The organism is Bacillus sp. RIT 809 (assembly GCF_016892495.1).
GTDB lineage: Bacteria > Bacillota > Bacilli > Bacillales > Bacillaceae_G > Bacillus_A > Bacillus_A cereus_U.
Genome location: NZ_JAFEMR010000044.1, coordinates 1 through 21,658 on the forward strand (window position 1 = coordinate 1; position 21,658 = coordinate 21,658).

Below are 21,658 nucleotides of genomic sequence, written 5' to 3' on the forward strand. Positions count from 1 at the left end.
TTCTTGATTAAGATAACGTGTATATCTCGGCGGTAGCTCTATTTGAGTTAATTATGCAAGGTCGTAGAAGACCTTGTTCAGATCATTACAGTATTTAGTTGTAAACTTCAAGGCAAGCGCTCTAAAAAGATCAAACAGATAATTAAGGAGTTGACTTCTGATGATATTGGCGAAGAAAGTCAGACTGATTCCAACGCCTGAACAAGAAAAAGTGCTTAGAAATCATGCTGGAGCTTCAAGATTTGCTTATAACTATTGTAAAAGAATGAGTGATAGATACTATAAGCTATTCGGAAAATCTGTTTCACAGTTAGATTTACAGAAACGATTTACAAAGATCAAGAAGCAAAAGCGATATGAGTGGTTAAATGACATCAACGCACAAGTTCCAAAACAGGCTTCAAAAGATTTTGACAAGGCGCGAAAAAATTCGTTCAAAAAGTACAAAAATGGCTATCACACTTCTTATAAAACCAAAAAAGATTTAATCCAAGGATTTTATGCCAATTATGAAAGACTGATTATAGGAAAGAAAGTAGTTGATATTCAGTCTATTGGAGAAGTGAAAACAAGCCAACAACTACCAAGAAACAAAAAACCATCAAATCCAAGAGTTACATTTGATGGTCGTCACTGGTGGATTAGTGTAGGGTTCAAAGAAGAATTCGAACCACAAGAACTAACCAATGAGTCGATTGGTGTGGACGTTGGTTTAAAAGAGTTGTTTGTAGCTTCTAATGGTACTAAAGAACGAAATATAAACAAAGATGCTAAGGTTAAAAAACTTTTGAAAAGGAAAAAATCAGCGCAAAGAGATATGTCTAGGAGATTTAAAAAAGGTGTGAAATTTCAATCTGCCGGATATGAAAAAGCTAAAACTGAACACCTTCGGTTATCTAGGAAAATTACGAATATCCGAAATAACCATATCCATCAATCAACAGCTAAATTGGTGAAAACCAAACCAATGAGGATTGTTGTGGAAGACTTAAATATCTCAAACCTGTTAAAAAACAAAAAACTATCGAAAGCATTTTCATTTCAAAAATTAAACTTCTTCTTTCAATGTTTATCATACAAGTGTGAGAAGTACGGCATTGAATATGTAAAAGCTGATAAATGGTTCGCTTCAAGCAAGATTTGCTCAAGTTGTGGAGTTAAATACGACCATTCAGTTCAACCAGAAGGACAGTGGAGTTTAAAGGTTCGTGAATGGAACTGTGTTCAATGCAATAGCCATCACGATAGAGATTTGAATGCTTCGATAAATTTATCAAGATGGGTAAAATAATTGCTTGATAATATGAGGTAACGATACTGCCTCGTGTGGAGTGTTATACCCCTCGTCCCTTCGGGGTTGCGAGAACACTTTGAAGCACTAACTTGTGTAAATTTGATTGAATTGTATAGATTTAGTTAAGTTTATCGTATCGGTAGAAAATATAATAGGAAGGAACATAATAAATCCGTTGAATGCGCTTGTGGAGTATTGTATACAGAGTGTGAATGAACAACCGTGTGAAAAATAAGGAAGAGGATGTTTTTTATTTTAAAGAACATCAATAAAATTTCACATACCGTATTTTAAAAATAAATATAGGAAAACCAAAAAGTAATGTAGAATATATCGTACATACATATGTGAAGTCAACAAAATATATAAAAGAGGTGGACCTATGTTACTTGAAGAAGTAATGCAGCAACTAGAAGAATATGGGACAGAACAAACTCGTAAGACGTATAAAAACCATGGGGCGAAAGAGCCGTTATTTGGAGTTAGTTTTGCAAATTTAAAATTGTTGAAAAAGAAGATAAAAAAAGATCATGATTTAGCAATCTCATTATGGGAAACAAAAAATATGGACGCAATGACTTTAGCAACGATGATTTTAGATCCGAAGAAACTAACGTCAGAACAACTAAATAGATGGGTTCAGGATGTTGATTATTATTGTTTAATGGACGTTCTTATGACGGCTATATGTACGTCGCCAATCGCGATAGAAAGAATGGAAGAATGGACGAAGTCTGATGAAGAATGGATTGGAAGAGCTGGTTGGTCATTATTAGCGAATATCGCAATAAAAAATAAAACGTTAGACGATGACTTCTTCTTACCGTATTTAGAAGAGATTAAAGTTCATATACATAATGAAAAAAATAGAAAAAAAGAAGCAATGAATAGAGCTTTAATTGCGGTAGGGGTTCGAAATGAAGCTTTAGAGCAACAAGCAATTGAAATCTCACGTGAAGTTGGAAAAGTAGAAGTTGATCACGGTGAAACGTCATGCAAAACACCAGATGCAGAATCCTATATTAAAAAGACACGAGAAAGAGCTGAAAAGAAGAAAGTAAAATAAGAGAAGGAGAAAGGCTATGAAACCAATTGAAGCGGCACGAAGTATTATTACATCACAATTTCCGAATTGTGATGTTGCTTTACTAGGGGGAAGTGTTGCTAGAGGAGAGGCTACGAAAACATCTGACCTTGATATTGTAATATTCGACCATAATTTGTCATCTTGTTATAGAGAATCTTTCTATAGTAATGGTTGGCCTGTTGAAGTATTCGTACATAATTTTGAAACGTATAAAACCTTTTTCAAAAGTGATTGTGAGCGCGGACGACCTTCATTACCTCAATTAGTTTCAGAAGGTATTGTGTTAAAAGGAAAAGATGAAATTGTAAAGATACTCAAAAGAGAAGCGAATGATTTATTAAATAAAGGACCAGAAAAATGGACAGAAGAAACGATGAAGCAGAAACGCTATTTTATTACGGATACTTTGGATGACTTCATTGGTGCAACAAAGAGAGAAGAAGAATTGTTCATCGCAAATTTATTAGCTGATTTAGTACATGAATATGTTTTAAGGGTAAATGGTCAATGGCTTGGAAATTCAAAATGGTTTATTAGAGTGTTAAGAAGGTATGACGAGCAATATGCAGAACATTTTGTAGCGGCTTTTGATCATTTTTATAAAACAGAGGAGAAAAATGAATTAATTACTTTTGTAGAAAGCACGCTAGATCAATACGGAGGAAGAATGTTCGAAGGCTTTTCTATAGGGAAATGAGAAGGGGATAGCAAAGTGAATATACCATTCGTTCAATTAAGAGAATTGACACTAGACAATGTAGAAGATCGATATCAATGGTCATTAGATACAGAAGTAACAAAGCATTTAGTTGTACCAAATCAATATCCACCGTTCACTCGTGAAGATACGAGAAGGTGGATTGAAGCATGCATAAGTCGAAAGAATGGTTATGAACAACGAGCTATCGTTACAAAGGAAGGTATACACATTGGATGGGTAGACCTAAAAAACTTTGATAATACAAATAAAAATGCCGAACTAGGGATTGCAATTGGAAATAAAGAATATTGGGGTAAAGGATATGGAATGGCAGCTCTATACAGTATGTTACAAATCGGCTTTTCTGAATTCCAATTAGAAAAAGTTTGGCTACGAGTAGACGAAGATAATTTAAAAGCTAGAAAGAGTTATGAAAAAGCTGGATTTGTTTGTGAAGGAATAATGAGAAATGATCGATTACGTCAAGGTAAGTTCATTCATCGCTATCGTTATAGTATGTTAAAAGAAGAATATCAATCTTTATTCAATAGTCTATAAAAATATTATGTAAACTTAAAGGGGATGGGGAAAATGATTCGATTACTTACTAAAGAAGATGCGGAGCAATATTGGGACTTACGTTTACAAGCCTTACAAGTAAATCCAGAGGCATTTGTAACAACTTATGAAGAAGCGGTACGGCAAGAAAATCCTCTTGAGCGAGTTGCAAATAATTTAACATCTAATACTAGCTGTACATTCGGTGCTTTTAATGAAGAAAATCAATTAACTGGAGTTGTCACTTTACTAACAGAAGAGAAAGAGGCGTATAAGCATAAAGGTCATATCGTTGCGATGTATGTAGATGCACAAAATAGACGGAACGGTTTGGCACGTGAGTTAATTGCAAATGCAATTCAAAGAGCGAGAGAAATAGAACTAGAGCAATTGAACTTAGGTGTTGTATCCACAAACGAACCAGCAAAAAAGTTATATGGATCAATGGGCTTTAAAACGTATGCAATTGAAAAAAGAGCTATAAAGATGAATGGTGTGTATAGTGATGATGAAAATATGGTGTTGTTTCTTTAAAGACTACATCTATAATGAGATTTTTGAATATTAATTATATTCATTTTGTTATATAGTAAAAGGAGAAACTATATAAGGGGTTTTAAGATGAAAGCTATTGCAATTGGGATATTGGCATCGTTTTTCTTTGCCTTTACCTTTGTGTTAAACCGATCGATGGACTTAGAAGGTGGAAGTTGGATTTGGAGTGCATCACTACGGTATTACTTTATGGTTCCAATGCTACTACTTATTGTCATGTATAGAGGGAACTTAAAACAACTCTTTCAATATATGAAAAACAATCCGAAAGAATGGTTGTTATGGAGTATTGTTGGATTTGGTCTCTTTTATGCACCGCTTAGTTTCGCGGGTGCGTTTGGACCGGGGTGGCTCGTTGCTTCAACTTGGCAAATTACGATAGTCGCAGGGATTTTATTAACACCATTTTTCGCGGTAGACCCATTACATAAAAAACTTCCGATGAAGGAATTAGTAATGTCAGGTATTATTTTATTCGGTGTTGTTCTCATGCAAGTAGAACACGCTTCTTCTTTAGGGATTCGTGAAACTGTTTTATGTGTAGTTCCTGTACTCATTGCAGCGTTTGCGTATCCACTTGGAAATAGAAAAATGATGCAAGTATGTAAGGGCGAATTAGATGTCTTCCAGCGGGTTCTCGGTATGACATTAGCAAGTTTACCATTTTGGTTTTTACTTTCTGGTTACGAAGTATCTACAAGCGGTTTACCGTCAAGTAGTCAAGTTTTTCAATGTTTTATCGTTGCGATTAGTTCAGGTTTAATTGCGACAGTATTATTCTTCTATGCGACAGATCTTGTAAAAGATGATCCGCAAAAATTAGCAACAGTCGAAGCGACACAGTCCGGCGAAGTTTTATTCGCGCTAGTAGGAGAGCTCATCTGGCTATCTGCTCCAATCCCGTCTTCTTTATCGTGGATTGGAATGAGCCTCGTTATTGTCGGAATGATATTGCATAGTTATGTAGCTGTAGTTGTGAAAAAAGAAGAAAAAATAACAGCGTAGCGTAAAAAGGGGCTGTCCCAAAAGTTTAATCTTTTTGTTAAGATAACGATAGTAAATGAAATTATATCGAACACAATTCACATTATATCGACTTAACGACAAAATATGACAAAACCTATTACTAAAAGAAAGCCGTCCCAGAATACTTTTTGGACGGCTTCTTTTTTACTTTTACATATCTCATGAAAACACTATTATTCTCTTAATTATTTTTCAAACTACTAGTAATTTGATTTTCCATATCAGGTAATGTAGTTTCTAAGGAAGTATCATTTAATAAATTTGCTTCGCCTGAATTATATTTATTAGTAGAATGAGAAGCCGGTTTGTTTAGTTTGTGATCATACTTTTCAGTATACCGTTTTACTTTGTTATTCTCATCAATTGTAAATTTACCTTGATAAGAATTTAAAGAAATGAACACTTTTTCTTTAAGTTTGAAAAAATCCTCCATATCTTCTTTGGCAAATAGAAGAACATTTTCATTCTTTTTAGAAGTTGGAGCACCATCTAGTAAAACTTCAATCGGTTCGTTTAATTCATTTTTTTGTATTTTAATTTTTTCTGGATCATACTCTTGTAATTTACCTTTTGTTGTGACACCACCAATTTCAATAAATTGAATTATATCACCGGGGTTCACTGCATTGTTAAAGCTTTTTGAAACTTGAATTTTTGAACGCGTAAATGTATTTGTATTAAAATCAAAATACTGAGATTCAATAATTGTCCCCTCTACTATAATATCAGCATTTAAAGCTAATTCTTTTACATCATTATATGTTTTTTCAAAGTCGGCCTTATGAATTACTTGTGTAATATCGTTTGTTTTGAAAACAGATTTTTTTGATGATACTTTTAGCAAAGATACGGGAGAGCTTTGCTTCATTTCTACTTCTTGTGAATCACTATAAATATAAAATGCAACACTTGAAGTTAATATGATACATATAAGTCCACTCGCAATAAATTTCTTTTTCATATAATTCACTCCATTCCTAATATAGAATACTAATTAATACAATGAGTTAATTCCGTAAAGTGAACCTGAATCTGGTGTATTTACAGTTCTACCTGAGCCAAACTGACACATAATAGAGTCACCTTCATAATTGTTATGAGCAAGGCCAAATGCATGTCCCATTTCATGAGCAATGGTTCCTGACTTATGATAAGTATTTAGAGAATCGAATGACGATGAATTGAGTTGAATTTTTGCCCAAGAATAGTTAGAAGACGGATCAATTTGACTACCGCTTCTATAAAATTTTGTTTCACCAAGAATACCACTTGAACGTGGATAATAATTGCCTTTGTAAATATCTATTACACTAGAAGGCTTGTTTGAAGTATTTCTAAAAGAAATAGGCGTCGATACAATTTTACCTGTATGAACCCAAGCGCTCATAGAACTATTAATTCTAGAGGATTCTCCAGAAGCTGAACTATCAATCCAATAATATTGTGTGGACTTCCCCCAATTTCCTACACCACCCGTTAACTTCCCTCCGAATGTGTCATAATGATTTGCTGCAAATGTCGAAGAAGGAATGGTAATAGATATGACAGAAACAAAAGCTAGAGACAACCCGACAATTTTTTTCATAAAAATACCTCCTTAAAGTAGTAAGATAAATCGAAGTAATCTTACCATTGTTTTTATATAATTTGAATGTAAAAATAAATAAATTCACATACGGCGTATGAAATTTCACAAAGGATTAAACATTAAGACAAATTTAAAAATGAAGGGTATAGGTAATAGGTTTGCAAGGAAAAAGGAACTGTTGGCAGAGAAAGAATTGGAACAGCTATTTTTATGCTTTGTTTGAAAATGATTATGTTAAAAATTAAGAAAAATATGATAATATATGTATGTATTAGTTTAAAGTAAAATGGGGGAACAATCGTGAAAATGAATGAAATAGTGGCGAGTACACAACTTCCGAATACAATCGAAACAATTACAAATGATTTAAAAGAATTAGGGATAGAAAAAGGAATGACAGTTATTGTTCATTCATCATTAAGTTCGATTGGTTGGGTATCTGGCGGAGCAGTTGCAGTAGTAGAGGCGTTAATGAAAGTCATTACGGAAGAGGGAACAATCATTATGCCAACCCAATCTTCAGACTTATCCGATCCAAAACATTGGTCAAGACCACCTGTACCAGAAGACTGGTGGCAAATTATTCGGGATAACGTCCCAGCATTTGACCCACGTATAACACCAACAAGGGCAATGGGAGAAGTAGTTGAATGTTTTCGTACATATCCGAATGTATTGCGCAGTAATCATCCGCTCAGTAGTTTTGCAGCATGGGGGAAACACGCAGAAGAAATTACAGCGAATCATTCACTTTCCATAAGTTTTGGTGAAGAATCGCCATTACGAAAAATATACGCTTTAGATGGATACATATTATTACTTGGTGTCGGTTATGACTCCAATACGTCCATACATTTATCTGAGGTACGTACAGGTGCACGTGAGTTAATAAAGGTAGGAGCGCCTATTATAGAAGAAGGGGTAAGAGTATGGAAAGAATTCGTTGAAATGGATTACGATTCTGACACATTTGTAGAAATCGGAGTTGAATATGAGCGTAAAGGAACAGTTACGCGTGGGAAGATAGGGAATGCAACGTGCCGCTTTATGAGGCAACGTGATGCAGTTGACTTTGGAACAGAGTGGTTTCGTGCGAAAAATCAGTAAGGGATGGTTATTATGAAGGGGAAAAAAGTATTAATTACGAGCGGCGGTTGCCTAGAAAAATGGGATCAAGTACGCGGACATACAAATTTAGCAAAAGGTACGATTGGAAGAATCATTGCAGAAGAGCTAATGACAAAAGGAGCAAATGTAATATATTTGCATGGCTACTTTGCTGAGAAGCCAATGGATGTAAATAACCAATTAGAATTGCACCCATTTGAGGGGATTATTGATTTACAAGATAAGATGAAAAGTATTATTACACATGAAAAAGTAGATGCAGTTATTATGGCTGCAGCTGGCTCAGATTGGGTTGTCGAAAAAATTTGTGATCAAGATGGAAATGTTCTTAATATGAACGGAAAGATTTCAAGTGATATCGCACCAATTATTCATTTTCAAAAAGCGCCAAAAATATTAAAACAAATAAAGAGTTGGGATCCAGAAACGATACTCGTAGGCTTTAAACTGGAAAGTGATGTAAATGAAGCAGAACTTATTGAAAGAGCAAGCAAAAGAATGGAAGGTGCAAAAGCGAGTGTGATGGTAGCGAACTCACCGCATTCTTTATATTCTCGCGGCGCCGTGCATCACGTCATTGGACAAGATGGTAATGTGAAGTTATGTAATGGGAAAGATGAAACCGCAAAAGAAATTGTCAATATGTTAGAGCGTTTATGCAATCGTATTACTGCGATGTAAATTTAAGCTTTTAGAAAGAGCTGCAGTCGCATAGTATATAATGGAGTTAATATTAACTTAGTGGGGGAACGTATCCCTCACTAAGTATTAAATTGAATCAAATCAATGGAATAGGCCATTAGCTGCTCGTAAATGTGTAATACATGATATATGCATAATGAACATTTTGTGAGGAGTGGATTGTATGGAACATTTATTAAAGCAAGCTATTAAACTTAGAAATGAAAAGAAATATGCGCAGTCTAGAGAGATACTTATAGGATTAACAAATTTTACGAGAGATGCAGAAGTGCTATATCAATGCGCTTGGATACATGATGTCATGGGTCTTGAAATGGAGGCGGTTCCGTATTATGAACAGGCGATTGCGAACGGACTTGATGGTGAATCACTTCGCGGTGCGTATATCGGTCTTGGCAGTACGTATCGTTGTATAGGGGAATATGATAAAGCGATTACTGTATTAGAAGCAGGGATAAAGAAGTTCCCGGAAAATGACGTGATGAAAGTATTTTTATCATTAGCAAAATATAACGTGAACGATCATGAATCCGCGATGAAATTACTGCTTGAAATGGTCGTAAAAATAGAGGAAGTAAAAGAATTTGAATGTGCCATTTCATTTTATAAAGATCATTTAAATGAGGTTTTTGAATAGAGGAGAGAAGGAATGAATCCATCAATTTCACGAAGGCGAAAAGGCATTTGGATTGGGCTCATATCTTTAATTATGTTATCAAACTATTTATTGTATGCCCTTCCAATAGTGCCAGCTGCCCCGAAAGAAGTAGTGCTTGGTTCGTTATTAGATTTTATGTTTGTAATTCCAATCATCACATATTTCTTTATTATAAGGAAAAGATATTCGTTAACGTATATGTTTCCTGTAGTTATAGCTGGATATGTGTTCGCAAGATTTATAATTCCTAGTGATTATTTACAAGCTTTTTCATTTGTTTCGTATGTAATAGTTGCTGGAGAAATTGTGTTCGTATGTTTTGAACTGTTTCTGATATATAAAATTATAAGAGTACTTCCTAAAATAATAAAACGATATAAAGAATATAGAAGTGAGTATTCTTCATTTTCTTATGCGATTGATGCAGCATTTGATGCTAATATGAAGAGAAGTAAGACAGTAAATATCATTCTAACAGAGTGTAAATTACTCTATTATGCTTTTTTATCGTGGCGTGAAAAAGTACTAGAAAATGAATTCACATATTCATATCATAAGAAGACCGGTGCAATAGGTGTTTATATCATGATTATTCATGCAACATTAATTGAAAGTATCGGTTTTCATTATTTACTTCATCAATGGAATCCAGTAATAGCTTGGATATTACTCATCTTAAACATATATGCGATATTTTATTTTTTAGCTGAAATACAAGCGATGCGTAAAAATCCAATTATCGTTGCGGAAGAAAAAGTGATCATTCAAATTGGATTAGGAAAGAAAATCGTTATACCATTTACACAAATTGATAACATTGCATTTTATAAAGGCGAATCTTTAACGAAAAAAGAAGAGAAAGAGGTTCTTGACGCAACTGTTATGGAATTTATAAAGGAACCTGCAACTTTTGAAATAACGTTAAAAGAGCCAATTAAAGCGCAGTTGTTATATGGATTTTCTAAAACAGTAAGTCGTGTTCACTTAAATGTAGACGATGAACGGAAATTTTATGATGCGGTTATGGAGAAGTTGAAATAGGAGTAAAAATAGTGAAAAATAAAAAAACTCGCAACTTAATAGCTTGCGGGTTTTCGTCGTAAACAATTAAAAAATATGATAAAATTAAGAGGTAACTTATGGTACGGTTGGTTGTTCAATTATCACTTCTCCGAGTAGGAGGGGGGTGATAATAAGTGAGTGAAATTACGTTGTTACTGCAAGGTGGACTGTTTCTCATTGCATTGTTAACGTTTATTGTCGTCTTAATTGACAAGCTCAAAAAATAACAACCCACCTATGCCTATAGAATGTGGGTTGTTGTGTTTGTACGAAACAAATAGGATAAATGAACAATCCAATCTGCTAAGTTACGTGGACTAGTGTGTAGCCGCACACTAGTCTTTTTTATTTATATACAGTTTTTAATTGTTTTATGTGATTGTATTGTTCTTTTCACACTCATTATAACACAGTGTCTTTTCATGAAGAAAGGAGACCGTATGTTCTTATGTGGATTAAATAGAACGTGTAGTTTCTTTAAATAGCCCATCCATATACTGTTTTAAACTTTCCACAAAAAATCCTTTTTTGTCTACATTATTTACGCCGACAATTGGTGATGGAAGATTGTATCTCTTTTCTGATAAATGAACAACAACATCAAAAATATCAAATAGGCGAATGAAGCAGAACAGACCGTCTTTATCACTAAGTAAAATAAAGTAATGGTTTTCGCTCGTTGTATTTAATGTATTCCATAAAGAGCTTTTGCTTAAGTCACGAACGATACTCTTTTCCTTTAATTCCATGAAATCGGCATTTAATAGAATGGTAGAAATATCAATCGCATCTGGATCGTCAAAGTAGCCATCAATTGTTTGTACAGCAAAAGTATAGGCCATTTTTAATACACTCATCTTATATTTACGGTTATCTAAAAGCAATTCACGTTGAATAGAACTAGCTACTTTTGTTACGCGCTCTTCTTTCCAAATTTCATTATGTAATGAAATATCGTGCTTTTTACATAGTTTCATAATTAATGCATTAGAATAAAGTATCTCATCACTTACTTCGACTACATCTGTCTCAGCGGCTGCTAGCTCCTCACCATGTTCATTCGTATAGAGAGGGGAGTCGATTTGTTTTTTCATTTGCTCAATCTTATATTGACTTAATTTATGTCTAATTAAAGGGCGGTCAATATTTGTTGTCATATGTTCATGACAGGAATCACAAATTGAGTTTGTGAAATAATATCCACATAATATCTCTGGAATGACATATTGTTCACTAAGTTCTTTCGTATCTTTTCTGCAAATGATGCATTGTGTCATATTTATCACCTTTACCTGCAAATTTGTCTGTAATCTCATTGTAGTGTATTTAATGGGATTTTGGAATATTGTAAAGGAAAATATTATGTGAAATCTAAGTTTAATTTGGTACAATGAAGAGAAGTGCTAGTTTAAAGGAGGACGTTTTTTTGAAATCGAAAGTGCACTTTTGGACATTAGAAGTGCTGATGGTTGTAGGAATTATATTTATTTGCACAAAAATATCGTTTCTATTTCAACCGATTGGTATCTTCATATCAACATTATTTTTCCCAATTTTAATCGCGTTATTTTTATACTTCATATTTAACCCATTGTTAGTCTTTTTGGAGAATAAAAAAGTACCTAGAGGTTTAGCGATTTTACTACTGTATCTTTTTATCATCACATTAACTGGAGTTGCTATTGGAGTAGTTGTTCCAACCATCTCACAACAGCTAATGGATCTAGTGAAAAACATGCCGACTTATATAAAAGAGGGGAAAGTATACATACAAGATCTATCCCATCATAGGTTATTTGAATGGTTATCTACACAAAACTACGTTTCCATTGAAACAATTGAGAAAAATGCGATTGAATACTTAAAGGAAATACCAAACACAATTACGTCGAGTGCAACGGCTTTATTTGGTATTATCACGAACGTGGCGTTAGTTATTTTTACAGTACCGTTCATTTTATTTTATATGTTTAAAGATGGACATGCATTTCCAGGAAAAGCTGTTAGTGTATTACCAGAGTCTTACCGTGAAGAAGGACTTCGTATCATAAAGGAAACGAACGAAACATTATCTGCATATATTCAAGGGCAAGCGCTCGTTTGTTTATTTATAGGTGCCTTTACATTTACTGGTTATTTAATTATCGGTTTACCGTATGCTTTCGTTTTAGGGATTATCGCAGCATTTACAAATATAATTCCGAACTTAGGTCCATTTATCGGAGCAGCACCAGCTGTAATTGTAGGGCTGTTCGTATCTCCGATGCAAGCTCTGTACGTAATTATTATTGTAACAATTGTACAGCAGTTTGAAAGTAACATCATTTCACCGCGTATTATGAGCTCGAAATTAAACATCCATCCGTTAACAATTATCATCCTTATTTTAGGGGTAGGTAATTTCGCGGGAATTATCGGAATGATTTTAGCAGTGCCTGTTTATGCGGTAACGAAAACAGTTATTTCGAACTTAGTGAGATTGTTTAAGACGAAACGAAGTAAACGGAAATAGAATATGTTGAGAAAGATACACCGCAAAAAGTGGTGTATCTTTTATTTTTTTAGAGTGTATGAAATACTTATTATTATATATTTTTCACACGTCAAATCAGGCGATAATTTTTTGTTAAATAAACTTTATAAACTATGTGGAATCCCTCTGAACTATCCAAATCATTTCTTTACACCGCGTCATTAACATCATAATCGACTCCTTTCATTTCTAATATAAGTTCAAACAATTATAGGTGAGTGTAGTACTTGCTTCTACGATCACGAATTTCATCTATAATCTTTTTATACTGTCTCTCTTGTTTTGCTTCATTTGCAGATATAGTTTCTTTTTGAATCGTAATGGTTAAAAAGAAAAGGTGAAACTTCATACGTGAATTCCTCCTTTCGAATAGGAATTACAGGTGACTACAATAATGACTTTGTCGTTCTTTTACGTTGTCCATAGCATGTTCAATTTGTTGGTCATGAAGCATATCAGACTCAGACAGTTTATTTTTTTGAATGGTAATAGTTAAAAATAATACTCTGAATTTCATTGGATTTTTACCCCTTTATAATTTATTTAGTAAAGACGATTGTAATAAGAGGACTGGCGCTCTTTCACATCATCCATAATATTTTTAATTTGTTGTTCGCGAGAAATTTCATCTCTTGAAAGTTTACGTTTTTGAATGATAATCGTTAAAAAGAAAGCCTTAAATTTCATTAGGATATTGCCCCTTTATAATTTATTTAGTAAAGACGATTGTAATAAGAGGACCGGCGCTCTTTCACATCATCCATAATATTTTTAATTTGTTGTTCACGTGAAATTTCATCTCTTGAAAGTTTACGTTTTTGAATCGTAATGGTTAAAAAGAAAGCTTTAAATTTCATTAGGATAGTGCCCCTTTATAATTTATTTAGTAAAGACGATTGTAATAAGAGGACTGGCGCTCTTTTACTCCGTCCATAATATTTTCAATTTGTTGTTCGCGAGAAATTTCATCTTTTGAAAGTTTGCGTTTTTGAATGGTAATCGTTAAAAAGAAAGCTTTAAATTTCATTAGATTATTACCCCTTTAAAAAATATTTTTAATACATTTGTGTATAATACGAACTTTTAATGTCCGTTATTTTATCCATAGTTTGTTTTAATTGTTGTTTACGAAATATTTCAGCTTCAGATAACGTTTTTTTCTGAAGTGCTGTCGTAAAAAAGAAAATATGAAAAGTCATAGACGAATTCCTCCTTTCGAAAAGGAATTACAGGTGATCACAATAAAGCACTTGGCGCTCCTTAACATCATTCATAGCTTTTGCAATTTGCTCATTATGAAGAATTTCAGCTTTGGAAAGTGTATTTCTTTGAATCGTAATACTTAAAAACAATACGCTAATAGTCATCGAATGTTGCTCCTTCCTTTAAAAAATAATGTAAGAGACTAAAAAATCGCACAAAAAAGCCACAGGAAGATATCGTTCTCCTACGGCTGGGCGTGAAAAAGCCACAGGAAAGTATACGACCTCCTGTGGCGAATTTATGAATTAAAAGAAATAAAGTACGATTTTTAATTCTCCATTAGGGTGGTCGAATTCATATTTAATTGTCCGAAAAACACAGGTGCAGTTAACGCTAAAGTTAAAGCATGTAATTGTAATTTCATCATTTTCTTCGACCTCCTTTTAGAATATTTTTCTTACGTTAGTAAGTATATACAATTAATGGATAATTGTAAACATAAAAATTGAAAATTTTTAATTTTGATTAAAATGCGTATATTTTAAAGGGTTTTTAAGGGATACATTGTATAGATTGGATAATAAATAGAACTTGGGGGTGTCTAATGAAGTATATGAATAGCATAGCAGGTGTTATGCTAACAATTTTTTTATTTGTTACTGCTTGTTCTAATGGGGAACAAATAAAAGAAATATCACATATTGAACCTGGGGCTTTTAAAAAATATACGGGGACATACGTTGGAAATAATTCCGACGTGTTTGCGATTGTTGAAAACTTACCTGGTGGTGAAACAGTTCAAAGTATAAATTTGAAAAATGAGAAGATCGCGGTGAAATACGGTGAGAAAAAGAGTGGTAATTTAACAGAAGATATCATTGAGACGTATTGGTTTGATGAAAGGGATACGATGAAAAAGAACTCTCTCTTTAATGCTATTTATCTTGCAATTTTAGTACCAAATGCGAAAGGGTATGAGTTTCAGGTTAAAAATCAAAGTTTTGCATTGAAAAGAGAAGAACTTTTACCCATACTTTATAAAGAATTTAATGATTTGCCAAAGGATGATCTTATATGGAATAAGGGAATCGTAATGAACTTCTTTTACGGTAATCAAGAAAAAATAGAAAAGCTAGTTAATAATAAAGATTTTCGAAAGCAATTTTTTGATGAACATCCTGTGCGGGAATCTAAGTGATATGGAGGAAGATGGGGTCATTTCACGATTGAAAATACGAACATTTTTTAAAGGAGGTCATTCATTATCGAATGACTCTTTTTTGATGAAAATTATGGAAAAAAATAAAACGATGTGCTATGGTTAATTACATAAGTAATGAACCTATGAACCTAAGGTGGTGAAAATGTGAAACCTACTCTGGAGCAAAATAAGTTAATATACATACAAATTGCAGAAACCATTGAATCTGATATTTTAAAAGACATATTACTAGAAGAAGAACAAGTTCCGTCGACAAATCAATTTGCGAAGATGTTACAAATTAATCCAGCCACTGCAGCTAAAGGGGTAAATGTATTAGTGGATGAGGGGATTTTATATAAAAAGAGAGGGATTGGGATGTTTGTTGCAAAGGGAGCAAAAGAAGTCGTACTAAAAAAAAGACAAAATACTTTTATGACAGAGTATTTACCTAAAGTGTGGGAAGAAGCAAAAGTACTAGAAATATCAAAAGACGAATTGATGGATATGATACAAAAAATTACGAAGGAGGGGAAAGAGTAATGTTTGTACTTGAAACGAAAGATTTAACGAAAAAATATAAAAAGAAACTAGCTGTAAACGAAGTAACAATTAATGTAGAAAATCATAAAATATATGGTTTGCTTGGAAGAAACGGAGCAGGGAAAACGACTTTATTAAACTTACTTGCTGGACAAATTATTTCAAGTAGTGGAAGTGTATCTATATTTGGTGAAAATGTTTTTGAAAATAGTAAAGCGATGCAAAAAATTTGCTTTGTTAAAGTGAAAGAAGAAACGCATTTAAGTAATAAAATTAAAGAGATTTTTGAGCTATGTAACAGGTTTTATAAAAATTGGGATCAGAAATATGCTGAAGAACTGGCAGGGAAATTTCAGCTTAATATGAAAGAGAAATACCATAAATTATCACACGGTATGCAAACAGTCGTAGGAATTATTCAAGGTCTAGCAAGTAGGGCACCGATTACTATTTTTGATGAACCAACTACCGGTTTAGACGCAGCACATCGAGAGTTATTTTATAGTTTACTATTAGAAGATTACGGTGAGTATCCCCGAACAATTATATTATCAACACATTTAGTAGAAGAAGTAATCCATGTTATTGAAGATGTAATCATCATAAAAGAAGGAAGATTAGTCGTTCAATCATCAGTGGAAGATTTATTACAACAAGGTCATATTATTTCAGGGCGAAAAGACAAAGTGGATGAGTTTTCAATCAATAAAAAAGTAATAAATCGAGAAGTTTATGGAAAGAAAGGTATAGCTGTTATATGGGAAGAGCTTTCTAGTGACGATTATTACTCTCTCGAAAAAGAAGGAATAGCAGTTGATAGAATTACATTACAAAAATTATTTATTCACATAACAGGTGGTGAATTGAAATGACGATGTTAATGAAGCAGTTAAAGTTACATATAAATTTTCATTATAAAGCAATTTTAATATTTTGGATTTTAGCTTTATTAATAAAAGGAGCTTTGAATGCTGCTCATTTAAATGGATTGAAAATTAGTTATTTACCCGAAATTATCAATAATCCTTCAATAGCAATTATGATGTTTATAATAGTGAGTACTTTCAATATACAAGATGATTTATTTCGTTTAGCTATTTCATTTGGTGTAACGAGAATTCAATATTTCATCGGAGCGATTTGTTATATTGTACTGCAATCCGCATTATTTTCATTTCTTCAAGTAATGTTTTTACACGATATGAAATATAACATAGTAAATGTTAGCTTTTGGGAGCAATCAGCACAACAGTTTATTATACAATTTTTGTTTTATGTTACGACAGCATGTTTCTTCCAAGTAGCAGTAGTTTTTAAACAACGATTTCAGTGGATTGGTCTCATGATAGGTGGAACGCTTTTCTTATCAACAAACAGTGTGCTTTATGGAGAAGTAGGGATAAACGGTTTATTATTTACGAGTGATATATCTTTAATAGATATTCCCTATTTTACTGTAATTTCAATTGGATTAACTATTCTTTATATCCTAACTAGTAGTATATTTATTCGTAAAGTTTCATTCGAACAAACAGTTTAAAAGATTGTTAGATTAATATTAAAGGAGAGAAGGAATAATAAATGGGAGACACCTCTTCATTAATAACCGTCTTTTTATGCGTGGCCTTACTAATTTTTTGGCGCCGTTATCGATCTATGTATAAGCCGATTAAGGGTACGGGAAAACGTATTTTGTGGCCATTAATATTTTTAACACCGGGGATAATATGGTTTTTTGGACCCGTACATCCAGCACTATTACAAGTAGTTATAGCAGCATTTATTGGAATTCTTTTTGCCGTACCACTTATAGTTTTAACAAATTATGAGCGAAGAGATGATGGGAATATTTATACGAAAAAAAGTGCAGCCTTTTTAATTACTTTTATTGCACTTGTCGTTTTAAGATATGGTTCAAGACAATATATTGTTGATTTAGATCAACAAACGATAGGTTTATTATTTTACGTAGTTGCAGTATCGTATATTATTCCGTGGAGAATTGCTTGTTATATAAAATTCAGGAAAGTTTTGCGAGAAAATAATAACCATGCTATATGAAAACTTCTCATTTGAGAAGTTTTTTATTTTTATATGCAAGCAAAATAATTTATTGAAGTTCACGCTACCATACAATATGATAAATATAAAAAAATTGAGGGGAAGTAGGGGATATAAAAGTGCGTACAATTCTACTATTTTTACATAACATGCCCATTGATGAAATAGAAAGTATGAGAGAAAAGTATGATCCTTTATTTGGATTAATTCCTCCTCATATAACAATTGTATTCCCGTTTGAAAGTTCCGTTTCGAATGATGATCTGAAATTACATATTTTGAATGTGTCCAAAGGGATTCATACGATTGAAATTGAGTTTGCTAGCCGGATAAGCAGCGAGGGAGAGTATTTATTTTTGGAAGTAGAAAGAGGGAAAGAAAAAATAGAAGAATTGCACGATAGATTGTATACAGGTCCTTTACTACAATTTTTGAGAACGGATATTCCATACATACCACATGTAACAGTTGGGAGAAAAGGTAGCGCGGAGTTAGCAACTGAAATAGCGAAGGGGATTCCTAGTTTTCATGAGAAGTTGGACTGTGTAATTAATAGAATTAGTGTGGAACGAATTGGTGAGAATGGAGAGTCAATTATTGAATTTGAAGTACCATTGCAAAAAAGCTGACAAAAGTCAGCTTTTTTATTTCGTACCATGAAGTAAAGCACCAATCGCACCACTATAACCGCCGTCTTGTAAAAAGACTGGTATTTTATTTTGATATTCTGTATAGCTACTTATAATATTTTGAAGATGTACGTTATTACATAGAGTAGAACCGATGTAAATGATATGGTCAATATTTTTCGCTTCGGCGAATTGAAGGCTTAATGCTGTGACGACTTCACCGACAAGTCCTTGAACGGTAGCTAGTATATCTGAACTACTATAATTTGAATCTGTAATGGTCGCTTTTCCGAAATTGCTAGCAGTTAAGTTATTATCAATAGGGGAGAGAATCCCACCATAAATATCTCCAACTGTAATATCTAGACTTTTTCTGGAGCCTATATTCGTAAGCGGAATCACATCTTCAAAATGATCTATATTTGTTAATAGTTTTGAAAGACCCATAATAGTACCACCGCCAACGCCAGTTCCCCCAGCGCGAACGTATTGCTTGTCGTGAACATAGTGAATGGAAGTACCTGTACCGATATTTGTTAATACAAAGTTGTTTATAGCACGTTTTTCTTCTTTTAGTATGTAGCGTACGCCTGCTAAAGTAGCTTCAAACTCGTTTAATTCTACTATTTTATATGAACCTGAAAGTAGTTGTTCTAACTGTTTAGCTTTACCACCTGTAATGCATAATTGTGTAATTGAATTATTATTATGAAGCCATTCTTTAATTCTTTTTTGTTCATATGAATAAAATTTTTCAAAAACTAATTTGTTCATTTCGTTAAAGTAAGCAATTTTTGTTAATGTTCCCCCAGCATCAATACCAACAACATTCCGCATTTTTCTACTCCTTACTATGTAATCTGTTTAATCAGCTTGATATATTAATAGCTTTTCAATGGTAACGATTGATTGACCGTTTACAGAGGCAATTCCTTTCCCAAGAATAAAACCTCGTCTGTTACGTGTTAATTCATAATGTAAGTCAAGTTTATCACCGGGATACGCATTTTCATGAAATTCCACCCCATCTAAAGAGGAGAGGAAACCAAGTCCTTCAGATTCACCTGTACTTACAAAAGCACTAAGTTGAGCGAGTGCTTCTACAATTAGCATATGAGGCATATAGTTTTGATTGTTATTAATAAACCACTCATTATTTGTGATCAGTTTGTATCCTGTAGCTGATTGAGATTCTTTAACGTTTGTAATTTTATCGATCATTAAAAATGGATAGCGATGGGGAAGAGTATCTTTAATATTCACATCGTACCTCCAGGAATAATAATACCCCTGCTAAAGTTAAGCAGGGGAGTTATTATTAATTTTTAACTAATTCTTCTATTTTTTCAATAGAGAAAATACCGCTATTTTTAATGTTTTCAACTGCTTCTTGTAATACTACTTTATCTTGAACAAGTGCAATACGTACAAAGCCTTCGCCGTGAGGACCAAATGCATGGCCTGGTGTGACAACGACATTTGCACGATCCATAAGTGCATAAGCGAACTCTAGAGAAGTCCATCCTTTCGGAATTTCAGCCCAAACGAACATACTTCCAGCTGGTTTATCGACATTCCAACCGAATTTACGGAATCCGTCCACTAAAGTATCTCTACGTTCTTGGTAAATTCCACGGTTTTTCTCGCAAAATGCAGCGCCGTGTCGTAATGCAGCGGATGCAGCTTTTTGAATTGGTAAAAACACACCGTAATCTGTGTTAGACTTAAATTGCGTAAGCGCGCCGACAATTTCTTTATTACCAATCATATAACCAATACGGCTACCAGCTAAACTATAACTTTTAGATAAAGAATTAATTTCAACGCCAACTTCTTTTGCACCAGGTACAGATAAGAAGCTAATTGGCTTTTGACCATCAAAATAAAATTCAGCATAAGCAAAATCATGGACAATGATAATATTATGTTTTTTCGCGAATGCAATTACCTTTTTAAAGAAATCTTCATGAGCCATTGCTGGAACTGGATTCCCTGGGAAGTTCAAAATCATCATCTTCGCTTTATCGGCAATTTCTTTAGGGATAACTTCTAAGTTAGGTAAGAAATCATTTTCTTTCTTTAATGGCATGTAGTAAGATGTTGCACCGGCCATTTGAATTCCTGTTTCATAAGCTGTATATCCTGGATCAGGAACTAGTATTATATCTCCCGGATTTGCAAAAACCATAGGTAAATGAACGAGCCCGTCTTGTGAACCCATTAATAATAAAACTTCTTTTTCAGCATTTAATATAACATTATGAGTGTTGTTGTAATATTCAGTTACAGCTTCGTGAAATTCTTGAATACCAGATAACGTATATCCGTAACTTTCTTTTACACTTGCTGTATGTACCATTGCTTCTCTTACGAAATCAGCAGGAGGCATATCGGGATTCCCGATACTTAAATCAATCATTTTATGACCTGCTGCAATTTTCTCTTTTTTATAGGCCCCTAATTCACTAAATATAGAAGATTGGAATGCTTTCATTCTAGTTGCTAACGTGTAAGTCATCAAAACCCCTCCTAAAAACAGTGTTTTCTTTCTGCGTTTTTAATTATTCTGAAAACACATGTTTACATTTTATCATTTTTTTATGAAAATTAAAACGATTGACAAATTTAGAGAAGGGAAGTATTTTATATGAAAAATCTACTTAATCTTGGTGATTATGGTGCGCTATCCAATTTCGGTATAGTATTTATTTTTGTAGTTGCTTTCAATGCTATTAGGATGTTGTATAGTTTTTGTTAAGAATATCACGCATGTCTCGAATGAAAAAGAGTAGGAATAATAGATCAATTATGCCGCTAACCCAATAGTATGCGTATCCCATTGTATATTTATCATAAAACGAAAGGGAATTCCAAATGATTAGAATTACTGAACATATTGTTGATATAACTAAAGAGCGTAAACTTCTCAAAATAAACACCTCACATAGAAATAAATGAATGTATTATAAAATAATACATTCGAATTAAAGAATTTATAAATATCATACTTTTTAAATTCCAAAATAAAATGACGCAGAAAATATATTCCGCGTCATACACGTTAAAATGTGGATCTGTTGTGTGGTTGCTGAAAGAGTGTTAATTCAAGTGATTAATCACTTGTTTTTTT

Annotated in this window: 32 protein-coding genes and 1 pseudogene; 19 read left to right on the plus strand and 14 right to left on the minus strand. The window is 33.2% G+C overall.

Going from position 1 to position 21,658, the window contains the following annotated elements; translation table 11 throughout:
* Positions 1-57 precede the first annotated feature (57 nt).
* The 7 genes and pseudogenes from JTF23_RS28045 to JTF23_RS26515 form a co-directional block, all read left to right on the plus strand.
* Positions 58-201: pseudogene (locus tag JTF23_RS28045) on the plus strand (IS607 family transposase); the annotation flags it as partial.
* Positions 161-1,291, plus strand: a complete 1,131-nt coding sequence (locus tag JTF23_RS26490) for an RNA-guided endonuclease InsQ/TnpB family protein (RefSeq protein ID WP_204210190.1) — start codon at positions 161-163, stop codon at positions 1,289-1,291. The pseudogene JTF23_RS28045 and the gene JTF23_RS26490, both read left to right, overlap by 41 nt.
* A 385-nt stretch (positions 1,292-1,676) precedes the next feature.
* Positions 1,677-2,360 carry a DNA alkylation repair protein gene (locus JTF23_RS26495; RefSeq protein WP_204210192.1) on the plus strand — a complete coding sequence of 228 codons (684 nt, stop codon included), beginning with the start codon at positions 1,677-1,679 and terminating at the stop codon, positions 2,358-2,360.
* A 16-nt stretch (positions 2,361-2,376) separates the two neighbouring features.
* Entirely contained in the window at positions 2,377-3,078 is a 702-nt protein-coding gene (locus tag JTF23_RS26500; protein ID WP_204210194.1) for a nucleotidyltransferase domain-containing protein, read from the plus strand.
* Positions 3,079-3,093: 15 nt separating this feature from the next.
* Entirely contained in the window at positions 3,094-3,639 is a 546-nt protein-coding gene (locus JTF23_RS26505; RefSeq protein WP_002110439.1) for a GNAT family N-acetyltransferase, read from the plus strand.
* A 33-nt stretch (positions 3,640-3,672) separates the two neighbouring features.
* Complete coding sequence (locus JTF23_RS26510; protein WP_016105156.1) at positions 3,673-4,173, plus strand: GNAT family N-acetyltransferase; 501 nt, start codon at positions 3,673-3,675, stop codon at positions 4,171-4,173.
* Positions 4,174-4,260: 87 nt separating this feature from the next.
* Positions 4,261-5,199 carry a DMT family transporter gene (locus JTF23_RS26515; protein WP_002161423.1) on the plus strand — a complete coding sequence of 313 codons (939 nt, stop codon included), beginning with the start codon at positions 4,261-4,263 and terminating at the stop codon, positions 5,197-5,199.
* A 202-nt stretch (positions 5,200-5,401) separates the two neighbouring features.
* On the opposite strand, the gene JTF23_RS26520 is transcribed toward JTF23_RS26515, so the two are convergent.
* The gene (locus tag JTF23_RS26520) at positions 5,402-6,181 is read right to left on the minus strand and encodes a hypothetical protein (protein WP_016105155.1); all 780 of its coding nucleotides are present in this window, start codon (positions 6,179-6,181) and stop codon (positions 5,402-5,404) included.
* A 33-nt stretch (positions 6,182-6,214) separates the two neighbouring features.
* The gene (locus JTF23_RS26525) at positions 6,215-6,805 is read right to left on the minus strand and encodes a zinc metalloprotease (protein ID WP_002161425.1); all 591 of its coding nucleotides are present in this window, start codon (positions 6,803-6,805) and stop codon (positions 6,215-6,217) included.
* Positions 6,806-7,114: 309 nt separating this feature from the next.
* On the opposite strand from JTF23_RS26525, the gene JTF23_RS26530 reads away from it, so the two are divergent.
* From JTF23_RS26530 to JTF23_RS28050, 5 genes are all read left to right on the plus strand, one after another.
* The gene (locus JTF23_RS26530; RefSeq protein WP_204210210.1) at positions 7,115-7,915 is read left to right on the plus strand and encodes an AAC(3) family N-acetyltransferase; all 801 of its coding nucleotides are present in this window, start codon (positions 7,115-7,117) and stop codon (positions 7,913-7,915) included.
* Positions 7,916-7,927: 12 nt separating this feature from the next.
* Positions 7,928-8,617: a phosphopantothenoylcysteine decarboxylase domain-containing protein gene (locus tag JTF23_RS26535; RefSeq protein WP_204210196.1), complete on the plus strand. Its 690-nt coding sequence runs from the start codon at positions 7,928-7,930 to the stop codon at positions 8,615-8,617.
* A gap of 184 nt (positions 8,618-8,801) precedes the next feature.
* On the plus strand, positions 8,802-9,275 hold the full coding sequence (locus tag JTF23_RS26540) for a tetratricopeptide repeat protein (protein WP_204210197.1): 474 nt from the start codon (positions 8,802-8,804) through the stop codon (positions 9,273-9,275).
* Positions 9,276-9,287: 12 nt separating this feature from the next.
* On the plus strand, positions 9,288-10,337 hold the full coding sequence (locus tag JTF23_RS26545; RefSeq protein WP_204210199.1) for a hypothetical protein: 1,050 nt from the start codon (positions 9,288-9,290) through the stop codon (positions 10,335-10,337).
* 155 nt (positions 10,338-10,492) lie between these two features.
* The gene (locus JTF23_RS28050) at positions 10,493-10,585 is read left to right on the plus strand and encodes a putative holin-like toxin (RefSeq protein ID WP_087945754.1); all 93 of its coding nucleotides are present in this window, start codon (positions 10,493-10,495) and stop codon (positions 10,583-10,585) included.
* A gap of 228 nt (positions 10,586-10,813) precedes the next feature.
* On the opposite strand, the gene JTF23_RS26550 is transcribed toward JTF23_RS28050, so the two are convergent.
* Positions 10,814-11,635, minus strand: coding sequence for an HNH endonuclease (locus JTF23_RS26550; protein ID WP_002110427.1), 822 nt, complete (start codon positions 11,633-11,635; stop codon positions 10,814-10,816).
* 149 nt (positions 11,636-11,784) lie between these two features.
* On the opposite strand from JTF23_RS26550, the gene JTF23_RS26555 reads away from it, so the two are divergent.
* Complete coding sequence (locus JTF23_RS26555; RefSeq protein ID WP_002161430.1) at positions 11,785-12,870, plus strand: AI-2E family transporter; 1,086 nt, start codon at positions 11,785-11,787, stop codon at positions 12,868-12,870.
* Between the two features lie 229 nt (positions 12,871-13,099).
* Here JTF23_RS26555 and JTF23_RS26560 read toward each other — a convergent pair whose 3' ends face one another.
* Genes JTF23_RS26560 through JTF23_RS26590 form a run of 7 tightly spaced genes read right to left on the minus strand, consistent with a single transcriptional unit; the run spans position 13,100 to position 14,258 of the window.
* Entirely contained in the window at positions 13,100-13,240 is a 141-nt protein-coding gene (locus tag JTF23_RS26560; RefSeq protein WP_002200161.1) for a YrzI family small protein, read from the minus strand.
* A 27-nt stretch (positions 13,241-13,267) separates the two neighbouring features.
* A complete protein-coding gene (locus JTF23_RS26565) occupies positions 13,268-13,408 on the minus strand; it encodes a YrzI family small protein (protein WP_002161432.1) in 141 nt (46 codons plus the stop codon).
* Positions 13,409-13,434: 26 nt separating this feature from the next.
* Complete coding sequence (locus JTF23_RS26570) at positions 13,435-13,578, minus strand: YrzI family small protein (RefSeq protein ID WP_002161433.1); 144 nt, start codon at positions 13,576-13,578, stop codon at positions 13,435-13,437.
* A 26-nt stretch (positions 13,579-13,604) separates the two neighbouring features.
* Positions 13,605-13,748 carry a YrzI family small protein gene (locus JTF23_RS26575; protein ID WP_016105150.1) on the minus strand — a complete coding sequence of 48 codons (144 nt, stop codon included), beginning with the start codon at positions 13,746-13,748 and terminating at the stop codon, positions 13,605-13,607.
* Between the two features lie 26 nt (positions 13,749-13,774).
* On the minus strand, positions 13,775-13,918 hold the full coding sequence (locus JTF23_RS26580) for a YrzI family small protein (protein WP_016105149.1): 144 nt from the start codon (positions 13,916-13,918) through the stop codon (positions 13,775-13,777).
* A gap of 28 nt (positions 13,919-13,946) precedes the next feature.
* Positions 13,947-14,090 carry a YrzI family small protein gene (locus JTF23_RS26585; RefSeq protein ID WP_000142704.1) on the minus strand — a complete coding sequence of 48 codons (144 nt, stop codon included), beginning with the start codon at positions 14,088-14,090 and terminating at the stop codon, positions 13,947-13,949.
* Between the two features lie 27 nt (positions 14,091-14,117).
* Positions 14,118-14,258 (minus strand): YrzI family small protein, encoded by a 141-nt coding sequence (locus tag JTF23_RS26590; protein WP_002110421.1) that lies wholly within the window; start codon positions 14,256-14,258, stop codon positions 14,118-14,120.
* Between the two features lie 440 nt (positions 14,259-14,698).
* Here JTF23_RS26590 and JTF23_RS26595 point away from each other — a divergent pair, with 440 nt between their 5' ends.
* The 6 genes from JTF23_RS26595 to JTF23_RS26620 all read left to right on the plus strand — a co-directional run bounded on the left by JTF23_RS26595 (position 14,699) and on the right by JTF23_RS26620 (position 18,528).
* Positions 14,699-15,292 (plus strand): DUF4825 domain-containing protein, encoded by a 594-nt coding sequence (locus tag JTF23_RS26595; RefSeq protein ID WP_204210201.1) that lies wholly within the window; start codon positions 14,699-14,701, stop codon positions 15,290-15,292.
* 168 nt (positions 15,293-15,460) lie between these two features.
* Positions 15,461-15,838, plus strand: a complete 378-nt coding sequence (locus JTF23_RS26600) for a GntR family transcriptional regulator (RefSeq protein ID WP_002165589.1) — start codon at positions 15,461-15,463, stop codon at positions 15,836-15,838.
* Positions 15,838-16,710, plus strand: coding sequence for an ATP-binding cassette domain-containing protein (locus JTF23_RS26605; protein WP_204210203.1), 873 nt, complete (start codon positions 15,838-15,840; stop codon positions 16,708-16,710). Before JTF23_RS26600 ends, JTF23_RS26605 begins: the two co-directional genes overlap by 1 nt.
* Complete coding sequence (locus JTF23_RS26610; RefSeq protein ID WP_002200168.1) at positions 16,707-17,378, plus strand: DUF4052 family protein; 672 nt, start codon at positions 16,707-16,709, stop codon at positions 17,376-17,378. Before JTF23_RS26605 ends, JTF23_RS26610 begins: the two co-directional genes overlap by 4 nt.
* Positions 17,379-17,419: 41 nt before the next feature.
* On the plus strand, positions 17,420-17,899 hold the full coding sequence (locus JTF23_RS26615) for a CcdC family protein (protein WP_204210205.1): 480 nt from the start codon (positions 17,420-17,422) through the stop codon (positions 17,897-17,899).
* Between the two features lie 119 nt (positions 17,900-18,018).
* Positions 18,019-18,528 carry a 2'-5' RNA ligase family protein gene (locus JTF23_RS26620; protein ID WP_204210207.1) on the plus strand — a complete coding sequence of 170 codons (510 nt, stop codon included), beginning with the start codon at positions 18,019-18,021 and terminating at the stop codon, positions 18,526-18,528.
* 15 nt (positions 18,529-18,543) lie between these two features.
* Here the strand turns inward: JTF23_RS26620 and coaW are convergent, their stop codons facing one another.
* The 4 genes from coaW to JTF23_RS28055 form a co-directional block, all read right to left on the minus strand.
* The gene (gene coaW, locus JTF23_RS26625) at positions 18,544-19,365 is read right to left on the minus strand and encodes a type II pantothenate kinase (RefSeq protein WP_016105143.1); all 822 of its coding nucleotides are present in this window, start codon (positions 19,363-19,365) and stop codon (positions 18,544-18,546) included.
* 27 nt (positions 19,366-19,392) lie between these two features.
* Complete coding sequence (locus tag JTF23_RS26630; RefSeq protein ID WP_016105142.1) at positions 19,393-19,791, minus strand: 3-hydroxyacyl-ACP dehydratase FabZ family protein; 399 nt, start codon at positions 19,789-19,791, stop codon at positions 19,393-19,395.
* Positions 19,792-19,846: 55 nt separating this feature from the next.
* Positions 19,847-21,046, minus strand: coding sequence for an LL-diaminopimelate aminotransferase (locus tag JTF23_RS26635; RefSeq protein WP_204210208.1), 1,200 nt, complete (start codon positions 21,044-21,046; stop codon positions 19,847-19,849).
* A gap of 214 nt (positions 21,047-21,260) precedes the next feature.
* A complete protein-coding gene (locus JTF23_RS28055; protein ID WP_252188054.1) occupies positions 21,261-21,458 on the minus strand; it encodes a hypothetical protein in 198 nt (65 codons plus the stop codon).
* Positions 21,459-21,658 lie beyond the last annotated feature (200 nt).